Genomic DNA, 16,692 nt, shown 5'->3' on the forward strand with positions numbered 1-16,692 from the left:
CTCAATGAAATCTGCCTCGTATATCTTCGATAAGCGTCTGTATGAGCTGCTTCACGAGGAAGGGCATTCAACGTTTACGACTCGGGAACTTCGTGATGCGTATGCCAAACGCCTGGATGGCATGACTTTTCGTATCGGTGATGTGCGCCGCTATGTGTATGAGCAGATCCGCCGAATGTTACGCATTGGCTGGCTTGCACACGATGAAGAGCGTCTTGCGCGGGGACAGGTCTACCACCTACAACCCATTCCGGCCCACTTGCAGTTGGAGCTTATCGATAACGGCTTTGAGAGCAGCCTTAAAACTGCGCCGGAACCATACCAGGAACCTTTAGTGCTCGATGATGCGGCCGCACCTCTAGCCCCTCCGACAGGTTCAGATCAACGTTTAAAATCGCTCCATAAAGAAATCCGTTTGGACTTCCTGTCTTCGATGGGCGAGGCGGAGCGGTACAAGCTGCTTCTGGATGAGATGCCGTATCTGCGTGACAAGGTCGAGAGCGAGTATCTAGAAGCGAGAGACCGCAGTTCGCGTTTGCTGGGCCATCTCCGCGCGATCGAGAAAACACTCAAGACGCTAGCCGCCACACAATGATCAGATCGCTCCGAGACTGGCAACACAGATGTATCAACACGGCGTTGGCCCACTTTACTGTCATGCCACATTTTTTCTGCCAGGCAACGCCTGGCGCCGGCAAAACGCGTATGGCGGCAGAGTTGGCTAGCCGATTGCTCGAGCAAGATAGAATCGAGCTAGTTTTGTGCTTCGCGCCGTCCTGCCAGGTTGTGGAGGGTTTTCGCTCAACCTTTGCTGCCGTACTTGGCAGGCGCCTTGACGGTCGGATCGGTGCCGCGGGTGCGGCATTCACCTACCAAGCCATGGAACATCGAGATGAAGCTTTCTGGCAGCTTCTTGATGACTATCGTGTGCTCGTGGTCTTCGATGAGATCCACCACTGTGCTGGCCATGATCCGCTGCTCTGCAACGCTTGGGGACAGCAGATCCTACACCGAATACAGGATCGCGCTGCCTTTACGTTGGCCCTCTCCGGAACCCCATGGCGCTCTGATGATCGAGCCATTGCATTGGCAAGATACTCCACACCCGAAGGGCACTTGATCTGCGACTACCGCTATGGCCTAAAAGAAGCAATTGCAGACGGTGTTTGTCGCTCTCCTCGAATTACCCTACTCGACAACAAGAAAGTCAAACTCACTGAGGAAATAGGTGCTGATAGCTCCGTAAGGGTGTTTCCCAGCATTGCCAATCTCTTGGGAGAATCTCCAATCACCTACGAAGAACTGCTTCGGCATAATGAGGTGATCGCTCAACTGCTCGATCTTGGCTGCAGCAAGCTGAGAGAGGTTCGCGAGACTAAGCCGGATGCCGCGGGGTTGGTAGTAGCCACCGACATTGAGCACGCTCAAGAAATTGCTCAGGCCCTGAATGCCAGAGGGGAAGCTTGCCGCATCGTTACCAACAAAACTCCTGATGCTCAGCAAGTGATCAATGCATTCAGACAAAGTTCTTGTCGTTGGATTGTCGCCGTTGGGATGATCAGTGAAGGCACCGACATACCACGCCTGCAAGTGTGCTGCTATCTCAGCCGCATCCGCACTGAATTGCATTATCGGCAAGTGTTAGGACGAGTGCTTCGACGTACAGGTGAATCGGATAATCAGGCTTGGCTATTCATGCTAGCGGAGCCGACGCTGCATGGCTTTGCCGAGCGAATTGCAGAAGACTTGCCGGATGATCTGGCGGTGCTAAATGAGGTGCAGGTGCCAGCTTTCAGCTTCAGCTCAGAACTAGGAATGAGTGACCCGGTTGGCAATGACAATGGCCTGGGTAAAAACATTGAAAGCGAAGATCAGCAATTCATCGGTGCCGCCCCTACAAACATCGTCTCACTAGGCGTGGGCGCAACTGGACCTAGCTACCAGGTGAGTTTTTCCCAGCATTTCAGGCAGCAATTGCTAGCCTATTTGTAGGGAGAGGCTCAAGAGCTCAACGAAAAAGGGGTCATCGTTTACAGATAGATCCCAACCGCTTGAGCAGATCGTACGCATGAAAAAGCTGCCACATTCGAAATACAGTTTTTATGGCAATTCTATCAACAGAGCTAGTGGAACGGTCTTGAGTGCGTCCTCATGTCCATAGGTTAGGACCTGGCGTTGCACACCGGCATAGGCAAATCCTTCATCGGGTATCGTAACTCTGAGTCGTCGTGTAAAAACAGCGGGACATTCCCTTGCCCAAAAATCCTGAGCGACCAGAGAGGCAATACCAGTGTCATTTGCAAGCTGCTCAACTTGGCCTGCAATCTCGCCCTCAGGCGCGATAAGCAACTTTGATACAGATCTAAAAACCGCTCGGAAATTGGCTAAATCTACAGATGTCCGCATTCGATAGATTTCGTGCGGTACCTCTGCCAGGGAGAAGAGCAACTGGTCGGTCAAATTTGTAAACGGCAGCCAGTATGTAGATGTAGGTTGAGCTTGCGTTGCGGCATGCAACTGCCGCCAGAAAATCGGAAGGTCCGTAAATATTGCGGCGCCGGTCACTTGCGCCAGGAACATCGAAAGTTCAAGCGGTGCACAGCGAAACGCCATGAGCTGGCTATGATCCTTTCCTGGCTGAGTCGGCTGTAGCAGCGCCAATGGGTCATCATCCCCAAGCTTCTTGAACTTTCGCGCCATTTCATCGACAGCGGCATTATTAAGATGAGGCGACGATTGGCGGATGATACTGCTGATAGAGCCAAGTGGTAGCCGTGAGAACAGTCGCTCAGTGTCGTCCTCGGCAAGCCGCTTAAACATACCGGTGTCATCGTGAATGTCCCCTGCATCACTGACGCGAGCTTGCGCCATGTCCCGTATCGCTTTACCAAAAGCGAATTCCACCTCCCCTGGGTCAGGAACAAAATGAACTATACCTGCCCGAATGAAGGGCTCAAGCTCCAGTAGGAGCATTACATTTTTCAGGGTCTGCACCCGGTGTTGAGACGGGTTTTCGACAGGGCTGAACTCGGGGCGTACACACGCCGGATTGATAAACGGGTTGAGTAAAACTACCTCGTCGAAGTAGCTGGACCAACTCAGCACACTGGTAACCACAGTGCGAGGGTCGATACACCCCATGTAAACCGCCCGGAAAATCCGAGGATCCGGCCGCGGCCAAAGCTCCCTGAAGTTTGTATCAGTTGGCCACAGTGCTTGAAGGCACCGATAAATTTGCGTTACGTGCTCGTCGTTGAGTTCTGCGCGCACGTCGTTCCAGCTTTTGCCGCTGTCCAGTCCAAGGATGTTTTTCACCTTGCCGACGAACATTAGGTTCCGCTCTCGAATGCTTGCAACAGACCAGGTAGGCCTATGCGCTTCAGGAATATCCTTGCAACACGCTGTAAACGAATACCCGCTACCGCAACCGCAACCGCATTCGGCTTCATCATCGATGAGTTCTGAGGGAGGCGATTTCTTCAGGTACTCATGGCTGCCTGACGTACGCCCGTAAGGGTCCTGATAGTGGGTAGAGCCATCTTCGTACCCAACGTACATTTCCCCGCCGAAATGCCAAAGCTCGTCAGCTGGTGGGCGAAGCACTTCCGCGATCTTGCCCCAATCGCCGGCGTATTCCTGTTCCGGATAGAGCCAATCTTCCACAGGCGCTGCCACATGTTTGCAGGCGCGAGATTTTAGAAGGTAGTTGATTGCCAGCACTTGCTCTCTGGACAGCGACCTGGATCGGATCCATGCATCCGTTCGAACCAGGCTTTCTCCAAAGTTGCGGGCATTCTGTCTCTCGGCTAACAGGTCGACACCGTCTGCCTGCTTCGCGTAGTCGAGGTGGCTAAGGATTAGGCAATGCTCGGCATCTAGAGGGAAAATCGTCTGTGTACCGTTCCATTGCACGGACGGCTCATTTGGGTAGTGACATGTCGGTGCATCTGGAGGGCAGGCAGCGTTGTAAAGGGTGACAGGATTGTCGGAAATGATGAATTTAACGTCCGACTTTTCTGCGGAGACGATCTCTCGAACACCTTCACTCCAGATGGTCAAGTTCAGTGTCAACAGTTGCTGCATTTCTCTCATTAGCCCGAACTGATCAAGCTGCGAGTAGTGCGCATTGATCCAATCTAGACCTTTCGGTGTACGTAACTTCTGTGCACCCAAGTACTCGAAAAAAGGCGTAAACGCATCATGAACTTCTTCTGGCTTACCACCAGTCAGTTGACGAATCGCAACGGCTCCAGAGTTGTCGATCTCTCCAAAAAGCAAACGTTCGATTTCATCATTTGGCTGTCCACCAGGCCAGGTAGTGTAGAGATCAGTTTTTTTGAAGCTGCTCTTCGGGACGCGTTTGGAGACCGATTTTCCTGGGCCATTCCGATAGATGGTGGGTGACAGATCAAGATAGAAAAACTGCGCTCCAGGCGCGGGAAGGAAACGCTTCTGGTACCAGATTGGTACGTAGTGGTTTTCGTGGGTGTGTTGGTCCATTTTATAGAGGTTTCCAGAGGCTTGGGTTGATACATAGCCGGCTTCACATCGTCAGGTGGGCGCTAAAGATCACGGAGCCTAACGGGCGGCCTCCTTTAAAATGAATGATGACTATCGACGATAGCTAGCCCCCGTACTCCCGTCCACGGTTGAACAGGGTCAAAAGCATATTTTTGCGCGATAACGCCAGCACGCTGGAGAAACTACTCGAAGCCAACCAGTCAGGACTGGCTGATTGCCTGGAGTGGCAAATCTCGAGCGGGTATACCGAATCGTGTAAACCCGTTTTTTACACTGCTAGGGGAAATGCGGCTGATGACCATTCCTGGTCGATTACGGTTAGAAGCTCAACTGGTCAAGTCCCATGCAAACAGCTGGTCAGGTCCTATGCAAACGAGTGGTCAAGTCAGTGCAATTACCCACGAGCAGTATACGTCTGTCTTTCTCGCAAATGACTGTAGCTCTGACTTTCATCTTTTGATCCGCGAGATTTGTCATTGGATTGTAATAAAAATGTCATCTTCAGCGGTCATATAACGACGAACGCAATACTTTGAGCTTGCCGCATCCAAAAAAGTGCCTTGATGGCGTCCTCGGTGGGGATTGTGGGAATGCGGCCAAGCGCAGCGGAGATGTGCTCACAGTGAGTAGGCTTTTAGTCTACGGAATGGCGGCTTTTTGGCCGATTGCTGCCTTTCGAACAGCTACAAGCGACGACCCCAAAGGAGACATTATCCAGTTGTACGTTATGGCCGATTGCGGCCAGCCATGAATGTGGGGACTCGATCCGTAGCTTTCACATCGTAGAGACCGAACGAAAGCGTAAGCGGGTGAAGTCGTGCCGTGATGTCGGCATTCCTCTCGGAAGTAGCCGTCAGCCTAGATATGGATTGTCATACGTCGATCTGCAATTCCAAATCACCGTTATCTAAATTGCGCGTGTGAGCGACCGTACCAATTAGGTGTTCTCCTGGAGAAATGAAAATGGTCAAGGAATGTGCCTTGTGCAAGTCACCTGGCACTGGGGATAGCACCTGCACCTGAAAAGCGCCCGGCGTGATAGGCGTAATGACGACATTGCATTCAACGCTTTTTGCGATTGGGCCCAGTAGGGTGTCGCGCATGTAATTCAAGCGTGCGGTGATAGTCGTCATGGCGATGTCCTTGAAACTTACCGGGATGCGGGCTTAGGTTTCGGCCCTTATGTTCTAGACGAAACGTGTGACGGTTGAGTTCATCGCAAAGGCTGGACGGATAACTCAAGACCCATGACTTTGGCGTGCATTTTATTAGGATGATCGAGTGCGCTGGCCGCAAGCCAGGCCCGTGACTATTGGTAGATCACTCAGGTGCCATGAGCACCGCAAGGCTCAAGTTGATGAACTTTTCGTTCTTGCTGATCGTGTCTAAAGCACCGCGAACATTACCTGCGACCTCCGCTGATCCGCGTTGCTCGACCCACAGAGTGAGCTCCATGATCGCGGCTTCGAGGGCGAGCTGGTTTTGATTGATCTTGAAAAGCAACGATGGAAGCAGGTCTGAATTTGGCATCGATTTTCCTCCATGAAAAAGCCCAAGCGTAGCAGTAAAAAAATTGAAGGATCGGCTACGTCACCTCAACGCCAGGGCAGGCGAAACAATTGGTCGTGAATTTGCTTCCGCGCCTTCCTTGACTACTGGGTTTCCTAGACAAGACTGAGTGCAAATTCCCCATTCGAAGGAACGTCATGATCTCTGCTCTTGAGCTCCGACATATCATTGAGAGCGGTTTATTACCACGCTCCTGCACCTGCACGGTGAACCCAAAGGGGGCGCTTTTGATCAAGATGATTGAACCTTCCTCGGGCCATGTCGAACTGTTTGTCCCCGGCGTGTTGGCATCGGCTCTCACGTCCAGTCGGGCGATCTCGAATTTGATCGGCGAACTCAGAATTGAAATGGCGGCGCGCAAAAAGATCTGCGTGATCGCGGCGGTAAATGCTGGACTCGCAGCATCAGAGCCACCAAGTCACATCGACTCAAGTCTTACGGATGGGGTGATCAGGCTGCAGTAGGGACGCAACCGCGATGACTAGGTCGTCCAGTGACCAGGGCTTGTTCAGATATATGGTTGATGCAGGTACTGTCGCGGGGTCAATCAGATACCCGGACGTCAGAATTGCAGCGATGTACGGCCATCTACCTCTGACCATTTCAATGAATTCGATACCTTGAATCTGTCCTGGAACACCGTGATCTGCGATCACCAGTCGGCACTGATCATGCGCTTCCAGCAGATAGGTTAACGCATCGTCAGCGGTGTCGAACGCCACTGCTTTTGCGCCTATTTCCGCCACGATATCCACCATCAGCGAACGCAACGTCGGGTCGTCTTCGATGACGATAATCTCTCCTTGAATCGGCAATATCCCTTCCCAGTTTACGTTCACTCATTGATTCCTTAGCCGGGCGAAACGTGCCGACATATCTGAAGTAAGACTCTGAGTCTATGCTCTATTTCGAGATGCGCGACCCTGAAAACAATTCGTTTAATGTCTCCGATCAACGTTGGCTGGTTACGGTGAAGCAGAGGGCGGGTCGTTTCCTTTGCCCAGCCGCCAGTCCAGATGACCGATTCTAAGATAACCGTCACCGCCCGTCATCGGAGTTAAGAATCGTTCTACGGATTTTGGTCTGGATAGGTACCAGCCATCCCATACTGGAATAATCATGACTATCAGCGATTCACTTCCATCAGCGGATGGCCAATCTTCGACACCGACCAAGGACTCGATTGCGTTCCAGTGCACAAAGGAACGGGAATTAGCCCACGCCTATGCTCTGGAGGTTTCGGCAATGCGTGAAGCTCTTACTGTTCAGCGGAAGCTATGCTCGACGCGCATGATGGCTTTTAGACTGATGCTGGCGGAATTGGACGTTACCACCCGCAACGATCAGACAAGGTTACCTGGATGGCCGCCCGAATGATGAAGCGTAAAAGTCGCCCATGCAGTGCTGAGGTTTCCGAGAGAAAAGGTGGCAAAGGCGGAGTCATAAGGCAGACGGGGACATCAGAGAAAGCGCGCATATGCGCTGAACGGAGCTAGCAAGGATAATTTAGAAAGGTGTTCTGCCAAAGCGACAGTGCACATGTGCCGTCGAGGGCCATAGCACTAGCTCGAGCTATTCATCGGATTCGCATAAACGTTCCTTGCTGTAGTGGCCCGTAGCCGCTAATAGTTAGTAGTTAGAGTGGCCCGACGGTGAACTCGAAGAGGACGTGAAGATGGCCTGGAGATTCGGTGTTGTTCCTGCATTACCCACGGATACGGAATCCATGCGCAACGGAACGCGTTCTTACTGTAAAACCGCGACCGTAGGTTTTAACCTCTACGACAACGAGAAAAAGCTGCGGCTGCAGACCACCTATCCGACCCGAGCGGAGGCCGAGTATGAGTGCCAGCGGCACAACATGGAACGGCTTCAAATCGTCCATTCAGAACGGGAGGCGCAGCTTTGTCGATTGGCGCCCAATCGTATAAATTCTGCGAGCCGGCGAAATTCTGTCTGAAACTTCGAGCCCGTCGGTGGGAGCTGTCGATCTCTGGCGTGTTCACTGAAGCAAACTACAATTTTGATTTCATCAGCGGCCAAATGACATAGCTCTTTTTGCCTCTAATTTTCTGTCACTGGAGTAATAAATTGCTAATTCCCCCAGATAAAGACGCACTTCGTGCGATGCTGGAAGCTCAAGTTAAAGAAAAGCTGCAGAGCGATCCTGATGCGGTAACGACGTATGCCGCCCAACCCGAACCTGAACGCAAGCGATACACCACGAAGCCCACGGTTCAAGACAAAGCGTTCATCAAAGAACTGGAACAGATGCGTGCTGATGCTGAAGCAGGGGTGGTTCATAGACCCGTCCACGAGCTGACGAACGTTGACGCTGGGACTGGGCTCGATGATTATCCAGGCTTAAAAGAAGCAGGCAATGCCTCAAATCAATGGTGAGTTCAGTCACTTTTAGCCCGAGATGTAAGGACACAGTCTAAGGTATCGTTTTAGACATGGGTGATGACGCAACACCTACGCGCAGGTGTACCAAACCCTGACCTGAATATTGCGAAGACTGGCCTGGGATTTTCCGGCGGATGATTTTTCGCCAGGCGTAAACCAAGGTGAGCACCAAGGCGCTCACCCCACGGCATAACACCTCCCTTAATGGGCTAGAAGAATCTTGTTTTCCTTGGCCTCGAGTGATTCTTGACAGGCTCGATACTGACCGGGCGTCATGCCGAACCAGCGCAGGCAAGCCTTGTGAAAACTGCTGTGGTCGTGGAAGCCAAGTAGGTAAGTCACGTGCTGCATATTGAAATGGGAATGGCGCAGATAGAAGTCGGCCAGCTGCTGACGCATGTGGTTCAGGATATTCGTGAACTGCGTGCCTGCCTTCTCCAGTGCCCGTTGCAATGTTCGCTTGCTGATGCTCAGCGCGGCCGCAATCGATTCCATATTACATTGGCGCTGTGTTTGCGCCTGGCTCAGGCGTTCGGCGATCAGCGCACGAATCCTGCACACCACGGTGGAGTCATTCAGCAGGTCAAGCTGACCGTTGGCATAGCTTACATGGAGCTTGGCCAATGCTTCGTTGGCCATGCGCAACGGACGCAGTAGCTCCTCGCCGTCGAACAGGATGCTGTCATTGGCTGCCCCAAAACGTAGCTCGCAGCCAAACAACTGCTGATGCTCATGGATGTCTTTGGGTTGGGGATAGCTAAATTCCACACACAGCGGTCTCAACGATTTGTTGCCACTCAGCCAGCGGTAAACACCTAGCAGGGCTCCGAGGCTGGCATCGGTGTACTGGCGGGGTTTGATCGAGCCGCGTTGATGGTGATCGAACGTGGCCAGGCGGTAATGCTGTTGTTCCTGGACAACAAACATGGTGAAACCTGTGCCGATCAACGGGCTGAAATGAGCCAGTCGTTCGAATGCATTTTTGAGGTTCGAACTGGACATCATGGTATAGCCGACGATCTGAAACATGCCTGGATGGAAGTGCTCGGCCGATTTCAAACCGATGTTTGGATCGCCGGAAGCCTGAGCCGCCAGATCCAATAGGCGGTAGATAGTGCTTCGTTCGCAGAATGATCCCGATATAGCTGCGAGCTCCATATCAAGCCCAGACTCCTGGCACAGACGGTCGACATCCAATCCTCGCGCCGAAAGCATTTTCACCAGCACGCAGGCATAACCTGCACTCATTTTATACATGACGATTCATCTCCCTGTTGAATCAGACATCCATGGCCATTTAAGCCAAATCGGCGGCCTTGTGTTATCGAAAATGTTGGGTATGCCGGGGAAGGTGGTATTGCGTCATGAGCGATCGCAGGTGCTCGATGGCGTGATCATATTTAAGATCGGCATGTCGGCGCTTTTCCTGGTACTGGCTGAAGGCGGCCGTATCCAGGTAGGGCCGATCCAGGATATCCAGGGCCGCGCAGCTCAAGCTTTGGGCTTCGCTGAAAAGCAGGTTGTTTCGCTGAAGGGCCAGGTTGAGACAGGATGTGGATTGAGGGGACTTTCGCGTGACATTCATTGCAGTACCATTTTGCTTGATCTGTTTTTATTTTTTTTGCTCAACCTGCTCTGTGTCATTGGCAGGCCGGCTCGGGTCAGAAACGTCTCCGCACAGCTACAATTTCAAGGCGATGCCCACCAGTAAACCTCTCCATGGCGACGTCGCTAGGCCAATCGGCTCCAACGAGGAACTAATGGGTGAGATTCACGAGCTCAGGCCTTGGACTGTTTGCTCATATGGAAGTCAAAAGGGTCATAGCCTCATGTTCTTCCATCAGCAATCGTAGCTGAAATTGCGCAGCTGGCAGGCCTCCAAGGAGTCATCGAATGTCAAAAACGCGCCGTGTGGTGATCGTCCTGACGATGATGGCCTACCTATGTAAATTTTTTGTGTAACGACGAAGTGGGCAAGCGATGCTGCTCAGCAAATCACGCCATGATAGGGATATGAATTACGTATGGGGCAGGGGGCCAAACACGCTTGAGCAGTCCATTACCATGCGCCACTGCGAGACGCCGACGAAATCGACAACGATTTAACTCGTCGAGCAACATGCGGAACGGGCTCAAAGAGCAGATGCTTCAGGCGCACCGATCGATGGGGTCGACTTTACGGATGGGATAGCCAGGCCGAAGGAGGGACGGAATGTGAAATACAGTTCCTTAGTCCGAGATTATTTCTTGTGAGCGGTCAACTCGAATAAGGCCGACCCTTACCTGAATGCATGATCACAGGCCATCGAAGTTTTGGACACGTGCGCCCACCAGGGTGGCCGCCCAGATCATACGAAATTAGATGAGTTTAATGACGCCCCGATCTGTTCTGCTGGGCCTCCACCTCTGCGCTTAGCATTTGAGTCCGGGTATGTTCGTGCTTCTGGACAAGGGAGTGATACTCGTCGACGTCTTCCTGCGTCCGATGCTTCTGCCCCAAGAGCGACTCGCTCAAAAAGTTGAATCGCATAGATTCCTCGAGCGTCAGGCCAGCAAAGACTTCGTTGCCCTGTTGGTCTTCACTGAGGGCTCGTATTTTCCTGAGGTACGCGCGCTGCATGTCCGTGAGCAGAAGCATTTGGATCTCCTGTCAATTGCCACTGCGGAACTGTGCCGCAATGCGCAGAGTTGCTCACCCGATTATTTTGAGGGCCTTTTGTATGGGGTCAGCAGCGCTTGAAAGTTCCACCCAGATTCCACTGGTGAAGAGGCACCTATCCGAACGGGATTTGCTACGGCGAATGGCTTGTTTCTATCGGCCTCTTTAGGGGCGTAGCGCACAATCGTAGTCAATTATTGGAAACTTTACTGAACGTAGGGGTGAGGTGATGCGCGGGCACTTGATCAAAAACGACGCATCCCTTTTCAAGATGCTGCCTACCTCTGAAGGCTGCTTGTGCTTCTCATCGGAAACTGCGGAAGGCTGCTTGCTTTGGTGGCCAATAGCTACTAATGGTGAGGGGAGCTTGGAGAGGAAGTGAAGATGATTTCGAGATTTGTTGTGGTGCCTGCAATCCCAACGGAAACGGGTTCGATACGCGTCGGATCGCGCTTTTACTGCCAAACCGCCCCTATAGGCTTCAACCTCTATGATAATGAGGAAAAGCTTCGGCTTAAGCCAACCTATCAGACCCGAGAGGAAGCTGAGCGTGAGTGCCAGCGGGTTAACCTGGAGCGGTTACAAAGTGTCCTGTCAGAGTGAGGATCCATTCCGATCCTCTAGACGTTGACCAATGCCAGGCGGTTACTCGACGTTAGGCATTCTGGCCCCCAGCAGATCAGCGGGGTCAAGCGGTGCCGCAACGTACGCTCCTCTCCCGTGGATGCTCGGCGTTCAATAGCGAGCAAACAGCCTCTGCATCAGCCCTGACTTCGAATACGCCATGCTTGCTAGCTGAGCCTCCTTCCACGAGATCTACAACCCTGTATTGCTTACTGCCATCGCCCAGTCTGGTGGTCTTGATGACCTTGAATCGTGGCTGCATGGAGGCGTTCCCTGCTAAAGAATGGTGCTCTACAAGTACCGGCATGACTCCATGATTTCAACCGCTGTGCAGGACTGAGCTGAGACAATTTATGACAGCGCATGGTGCTTTTCGCTTGGGAGGGACGGCGCCTCAGTGTGTTTAGGGCTTTGCATTTCTTGGTTACAAGGAATGTCGAGCAGAGGCTATCAAGAAGAAGCTCTGCTGCTCACGCACCCAAGGAAGTGCCATAGCGCTGACGGCTTTCAAGAGACCCGACACAACCCTGCGGCGAACTGCAGTCCTCGCGGTAGTAATTTGCCTATGCGCTCGGTACTCCAGGCACATTCATGTTGATTTTGCGCCAGGCAACCTGGCAGAGAACAGGGGAGGTCGTTACTCTCGTTCTAACTGCCTGGCATCGGAGGTTACGGCTTCCATGATAGACATCAGCTCCTCAAGCAATTCCGCATAGTAGCGAGTGAGATAGCCGGCAATGGCATCATTGCGAAGGATACGCACGAGATAACCCTTGGCCACAACCAAGACCAGCATGGTCTCACCCAGTGTGTCCTCAACCTGTTTGTAATCATGCTGGAGGTTCTCCATCTCCCGCTCCATGCGGGCTATGTCAACGGCACTGACGTCACTTGGTTTTTTCTTCTTCTCAACCAGCATCTCCGGTCGCGACGCCGCCAAGACCATTCGTGCATAATTTCTCGTAAAGCAGTTGGCAGAGATCATCATTTCAACTGTTTCAATCTGGCGGATGGGCTTCATCAGTCGAAGGGCACGGAACACATCCTGCGATACCATGCGAACCTTCAGCATCTCTGCTACCTCAGGCGCTATGCCTTTCAGCAAATTTTCTCTCTCGTGAACTCTCTCCACATTGATCCCAAGCACCGCCGCAACGCGAGAAGCTGCGATGCCTTTTTTCAGAGCGGAAATGATCATTTTATGTTCTTGGATCGGTGTCAGTCGGTTGATTTGCCGGTTGTAGGTAAAGCCCTCATCGTCGGTCGAAATCAGGCATAGCGCCTCAGTTGCCCCCAATGCCTTGAGTGCCTCTAACCGAAAATGCCCATCCAAAAGCATGAACGAAGTCACTCCATCGGCGACGACAGGCTTGGGGTGAACCACCAATGGCTCAACGACTCCGAGTTCTCTTATGGAACTCAAAATGCTGGCGTACTTTTTACTTCCGGGTGTCAGTTGTTCGACCTTGCGCGAGGGTAGGATTCGCTCTAGGGGAATCGCAATGACACGCTGCTCGAATGCCTGCTTGACCTCTGTAATCACGGCGTCTCTCCCATTATCCGGTCGGCCAGTGGTTTGGGCATATCCGGAATTTCTTCGTTACGAAGCAGCGTCCTGAAATAGTCATCGGTTAGCAGTTTGCGCATCGCCGTGACGATGATCAGCAGCCGTTGTTCGTTGATGTCCGACTTTTTGATCATCACCTTCTGGCGTCGAACCTCGACTTGATAGGCACTTTCAGAGGCAAAGGAAGGAAGGTCTCTTCATTCAAAAAGGGCAAGCGCTGTAGATTTAAAAAGCCTTTTTTGTTATTGCAAGCAGACGAAGATGGATTGGAGAAAGTTAACAGATAATGACATTAGTAGTTATATCCATCTCGAGTTAATAATGCGAAGGGGGCTCAAGGAGGAATCGATTGATCGGCAAACATCAACTTATACCGGTTTTTATAAATTCGCTTGGGAGAATGGTATGTTGAGTAAACCAAAAAAGTTTAAATTTAACTATAAGCTTGGAAAGGAAGAAAAAAGGAAAAAAACAAAATGGAAAGTAAATTTTAACTTGAAAAACCAATATCTTGATCGAGTTCTTTTTGATCAAACTCTCAGCGGAGTAAGCGGGCAATCAGATTTCATAAGGGAGCGCAACGAGCTAACATTGCAGTTTGGATTTCACGGTGGATTACGTACAAGTGAAGTTACTGACAAGCGTAATCTTGATACGGCTGAACTGAAGGATCTGATTTCAAAGGCTGGAGCAGCTGGAAGTAAAACAATTGTGGTTAAAATTTTTGGTAAGGGTAACAAATTCAGAATGGTTGACCTACCGCCGGTCTTAACAAACAAAATAAAATATTTTATTGACCGGCGTAGAAACAATATTCCCGATGGGCCACTTATATGCTCTGCGCATGGAAAAGAACTTAGGTCGTCATACGCAACTGATACCTTCACGTCGGCAAGTCGATCTATGCAGCACAAAATTTCTAGAATGCTTAGAGAGCTACCCGAAGACACCGCTGCTCATCATTACGTAAGTGCCGAAATTTACAAAACCTTAACATTTCATTGTTTACGACATACGTATGCCACTAATTTAGTCGATTTTTGCTATCGGCACGGATTTGATCCTTGGCTTTACGTTCCAGAGCAGATGGGGCACACAAAGGAAGCCACAACACGAGAATACATTGTATTTGACGCATTGATCCACCACCGGGAAAACGTTCGGAAGGCGTTGGAAAATGACTGAGTATCACGTGGGTGATTCATCAAAGCTTTTGCTAATCGAGGGCACTGCACATCAGAAACCAAAACCGCCCATTTCTTATTCGCAGACATTTGCGAAAGTTATCGCGCGAAGCACCAGTAAAGGAAAAGAAACTGAGCATTACATTGAATCTCCAGGAATATTCAGAATGTGTACTTTTTGTATTGTACTGCTGAATTACCTAACGCAAACACAAACTGATGACTTTGATGCAAATTATTCCAAGTTTAGACTTGTGGCCAGGGTCTTTATGTGGCTTCAAGACGAGTTTATAGGAGCGCAATCGCTGCCAGCGGATATTGTTGAATGTTATCACACATATCTCAAGCGAAAGAAGCATGCTGCATCGTCTATTTGTCAATACATAGCGCAACTAAGGCAGGCAGTGCAGTGGGCGATGCAGCATATGTGTTTGGAGAGTGAGCACTACCATTTGCGTGAGGAGTTGCAGAAGATATGTTCGTATATTCCATCAGTTCCCAACATTCGTTCAAAAACACATCTAAGTTTAAGTCAGGTTACGACTGGGATAACCAGAGACGAGCGAGCTCTAGTTCGGTCATGTATGAGGTTTTGTGGCGCCTTTTTGAAGTTGATGAATAAGTTTCGAAATAGCTTGCGCGCTAATAAGGCGGTAGAACGTCAGTTACAAAAGCTTTTAAGTGAATGTGAAGGGGATTTCAGCAAACTAAAGTGGACTGCCTCTGGTGGGCATTATAAGCGTGATTACAAACACATGGCGGCAGCAATTCTTGCTAGCGAAGATCCCGCTCTTAAAGAATTTTTGCTATGCAATCAAGTGAATTTTATTCGAAACCAGTGTGGTTTTGGTGACAAACTTTCTATTTTGCAAGCTGACACCTACATCAAGTCAGGGTTAACGACTAGGGGAGGGCTTTTATACACTAACACGATATGGCCAACTCCTTTATTGTTTACAAATTTGGATTACCTATTTTTAATCAAGCATACGCCTGCTGAGGAAATCTGTTTTGCTTGGCTTCTGGCAACAGACCGCATACAGCAGTCTGGGATAAATAATTTGCTATTGTCCGATATAAAAATACTTCCAAGTTCTGTATCAGTCGACTATACCAAAGGGCGATCTGGACAGTTTCATCATCAAACTCCTCTTCATCCTAAAACCTCAATTAGGTATGTTGCATACTCGGATTACGCCAACGTTCGCTCTAATTTTTTAAGACTCTTTCCTGATGCTGGCGACATGCTTTTTGATGTGACAGCGCCTGGTTCTCTTCAAGTAATAGAGAGCTGTTTTTTCCAGCCTTTAATCCTCGCCTCGCTGCCGCATACATTGCTCTATGATCAAATGCAAGATGCCAACGAGGAAGTTACTTCATTCGCGAAAATTCTTGAGCAGATTTCTATCCATAATGATTGCTTGCGCAAAAAACGAGTTGCATCAAAAAATAGAGAGGAGATTATTTGCGATAAAACGAGGCAATCGGTTACGGTGAATATAATCGCTCAATCTCGCGCGATTCTGGATGAAGATTCAAGACACAGTGATGTTGCAGGTAGAAGCAAAAGTGAAGAAGCTTTTGAGCGATATTCGGAGGAAGTTGTGGGAGCTGCGGCAACTGCGCATTCTCCCGGTGTCAAGGAACGTTATTATATTCATGCGAGTACTACTAAATATCGGTTAGATAAGCGCGCAGCATTCGCCACTGCTGTAGGTGAACTGATGGTCGCTGACGCTAGGAAAATAAAGGATTTGTGCCAAAAGAATATTTTTCTGACGGTGGAGCAAATTAAAGAATCTCTAGGATGGGGAGCCGATGCGCCGAATATGAGTGACATACAAGAGTTTGATTCTCTATTAGACGCTCACCAGAAAAAAGGATGGAGCATTACGCCCTTTGGGCAATTAGAGCGTGATGAAGTTACCATAATTATCATCAGTCCGGTAGAAGCAGCGTTGCTCATATCTTATCGAGACGAGTGCGCAAAGCAGTTAGACGAGATTTCAACTATTGAAAACCTCAGGGCAAGCGCATTAGTAATGCAAATTGCTTATGTCGACGCCATTCTTGAACGGTTTGATAAAAAAACAGTGAGTGAGGGACGAGATTTGTTACTGAATAACGTGTTTCCTGCTCCAATTATACGTTAAATGGAGGCC

At 50.3% G+C, this 16,692-nt stretch carries 15 protein-coding genes and 2 pseudogenes; 10 read left to right on the forward strand and 7 right to left on the reverse strand.

Annotation, left to right across the window (positions count from 1 at the left end):
- The first annotated feature begins 4 nt into the window (after nt 1–4).
- Together ACA062_RS10090 and ACA062_RS10095 are read left to right on the forward strand one after the other, a co-directional pair.
- Nucleotides 5–595 carry a VspR family transcription factor gene (locus tag ACA062_RS10090; RefSeq protein ID WP_497456231.1) on the forward strand — a complete coding sequence of 197 codons (591 nt, stop codon included), beginning with the start codon at nt 5–7 and terminating at the stop codon, nt 593–595.
- Nucleotides 592–1,992: a DEAD/DEAH box helicase gene (locus tag ACA062_RS10095; protein ID WP_497456232.1), complete on the forward strand. Its 1,401-nt coding sequence runs from the start codon at nt 592–594 to the stop codon at nt 1,990–1,992. Before ACA062_RS10090 ends, ACA062_RS10095 begins: the two co-directional genes overlap by 4 nt.
- 108 nt (nt 1,993–2,100) lie before the next feature.
- On the opposite strand, the gene ACA062_RS10100 is transcribed toward ACA062_RS10095, so the two are convergent.
- From ACA062_RS10100 to ACA062_RS10110, 3 genes are all read right to left on the reverse strand, one after another.
- Nucleotides 2,101–4,500 carry a DUF4238 domain-containing protein gene (locus ACA062_RS10100; RefSeq protein ID WP_497456233.1) on the reverse strand — a complete coding sequence of 800 codons (2,400 nt, stop codon included), beginning with the start codon at nt 4,498–4,500 and terminating at the stop codon, nt 2,101–2,103.
- 893 nt (nt 4,501–5,393) lie between these two features.
- Complete coding sequence (locus ACA062_RS10105; RefSeq protein ID WP_497456234.1) at nt 5,394–5,654, reverse strand: hypothetical protein; 261 nt, start codon at nt 5,652–5,654, stop codon at nt 5,394–5,396.
- Between the two features lie 187 nt (nt 5,655–5,841).
- Nucleotides 5,842–6,051, reverse strand: a complete 210-nt coding sequence (locus ACA062_RS10110; protein ID WP_497456235.1) for a hypothetical protein — start codon at nt 6,049–6,051, stop codon at nt 5,842–5,844.
- Between the two features lie 176 nt (nt 6,052–6,227).
- On the opposite strand from ACA062_RS10110, the gene ACA062_RS10115 reads away from it, so the two are divergent.
- Nucleotides 6,228–6,554: a DUF1652 domain-containing protein gene (locus ACA062_RS10115; protein ID WP_497456236.1), complete on the forward strand. Its 327-nt coding sequence runs from the start codon at nt 6,228–6,230 to the stop codon at nt 6,552–6,554.
- Here the strand turns inward: ACA062_RS10115 and ACA062_RS10120 are convergent.
- On the reverse strand, nt 6,519–6,929 hold the full coding sequence (locus ACA062_RS10120) for a response regulator (RefSeq protein ID WP_497456237.1): 411 nt from the start codon (nt 6,927–6,929) through the stop codon (nt 6,519–6,521). The two genes, ACA062_RS10115 and ACA062_RS10120, sit on opposite strands and share 36 nt — an antisense overlap.
- Before the next feature lie 280 nt (nt 6,930–7,209).
- Between ACA062_RS10120 and ACA062_RS10125 the strand changes: the two genes are divergently transcribed.
- On the forward strand, nt 7,210–7,467 hold the full coding sequence (locus tag ACA062_RS10125; RefSeq protein WP_497456238.1) for a hypothetical protein: 258 nt from the start codon (nt 7,210–7,212) through the stop codon (nt 7,465–7,467).
- Between the two features lie 714 nt (nt 7,468–8,181).
- Nucleotides 8,182–8,490, forward strand: coding sequence for a hypothetical protein (locus tag ACA062_RS10130; protein WP_497456239.1), 309 nt, complete (start codon nt 8,182–8,184; stop codon nt 8,488–8,490).
- A gap of 207 nt (nt 8,491–8,697) precedes the next feature.
- Here ACA062_RS10130 and ACA062_RS10135 read toward each other — a convergent pair whose 3' ends face one another.
- Nucleotides 8,698–9,753, reverse strand: a complete 1,056-nt coding sequence (locus tag ACA062_RS10135) for an AraC family transcriptional regulator (RefSeq protein WP_497456240.1) — start codon at nt 9,751–9,753, stop codon at nt 8,698–8,700.
- On the opposite strand from ACA062_RS10135, the gene ACA062_RS10140 reads away from it, so the two are divergent.
- Together ACA062_RS10140 and ACA062_RS10145 are read left to right on the forward strand one after the other, a co-directional pair.
- The gene (locus ACA062_RS10140) at nt 9,752–10,207 is read left to right on the forward strand and encodes a hypothetical protein (RefSeq protein ID WP_497456241.1); all 456 of its coding nucleotides are present in this window, start codon (nt 9,752–9,754) and stop codon (nt 10,205–10,207) included. The two genes, ACA062_RS10135 and ACA062_RS10140, sit on opposite strands and share 2 nt — an antisense overlap.
- Nucleotides 10,208–10,927: 720 nt before the next feature.
- Nucleotides 10,928–11,236: a hypothetical protein gene (locus tag ACA062_RS10145; protein WP_497456242.1), complete on the forward strand. Its 309-nt coding sequence runs from the start codon at nt 10,928–10,930 to the stop codon at nt 11,234–11,236.
- A gap of 1,180 nt (nt 11,237–12,416) precedes the next feature.
- Here the strand turns inward: ACA062_RS10145 and ACA062_RS10150 are convergent.
- Entirely contained in the window at nt 12,417–13,319 is a 903-nt protein-coding gene (locus ACA062_RS10150; RefSeq protein WP_497457395.1) for a plasmid partitioning protein RepB C-terminal domain-containing protein, read from the reverse strand.
- Nucleotides 13,319–13,510, reverse strand: a pseudogene (locus tag ACA062_RS10155) (chromosome partitioning protein ParB); the annotation flags it as partial. The pseudogene ACA062_RS10155 and the gene ACA062_RS10150, both read right to left, overlap by 1 nt.
- 28 nt (nt 13,511–13,538) lie before the next feature.
- Between ACA062_RS10155 and ACA062_RS10160 the strand changes: the two are divergent.
- From ACA062_RS10160 to ACA062_RS10170, 3 genes and pseudogenes are all read left to right on the forward strand, one after another.
- A pseudogene (locus ACA062_RS10160) lies at nt 13,539–13,730 on the forward strand (site-specific integrase); the annotation flags it as partial.
- Between the two features lie 21 nt (nt 13,731–13,751).
- On the forward strand, nt 13,752–14,531 hold the full coding sequence (locus tag ACA062_RS10165; RefSeq protein ID WP_497457396.1) for a tyrosine-type recombinase/integrase: 780 nt from the start codon (nt 13,752–13,754) through the stop codon (nt 14,529–14,531).
- Entirely contained in the window at nt 14,524–16,683 is a 2,160-nt protein-coding gene (locus tag ACA062_RS10170; RefSeq protein WP_497456243.1) for a hypothetical protein, read from the forward strand. The genes ACA062_RS10165 and ACA062_RS10170 overlap by 8 nt, the downstream gene beginning before the upstream one ends.
- Nucleotides 16,684–16,692: the final 9 nt, after the last annotated feature.

Source organism: Pseudomonas sp. LBUM1679, from assembly GCF_059695565.1.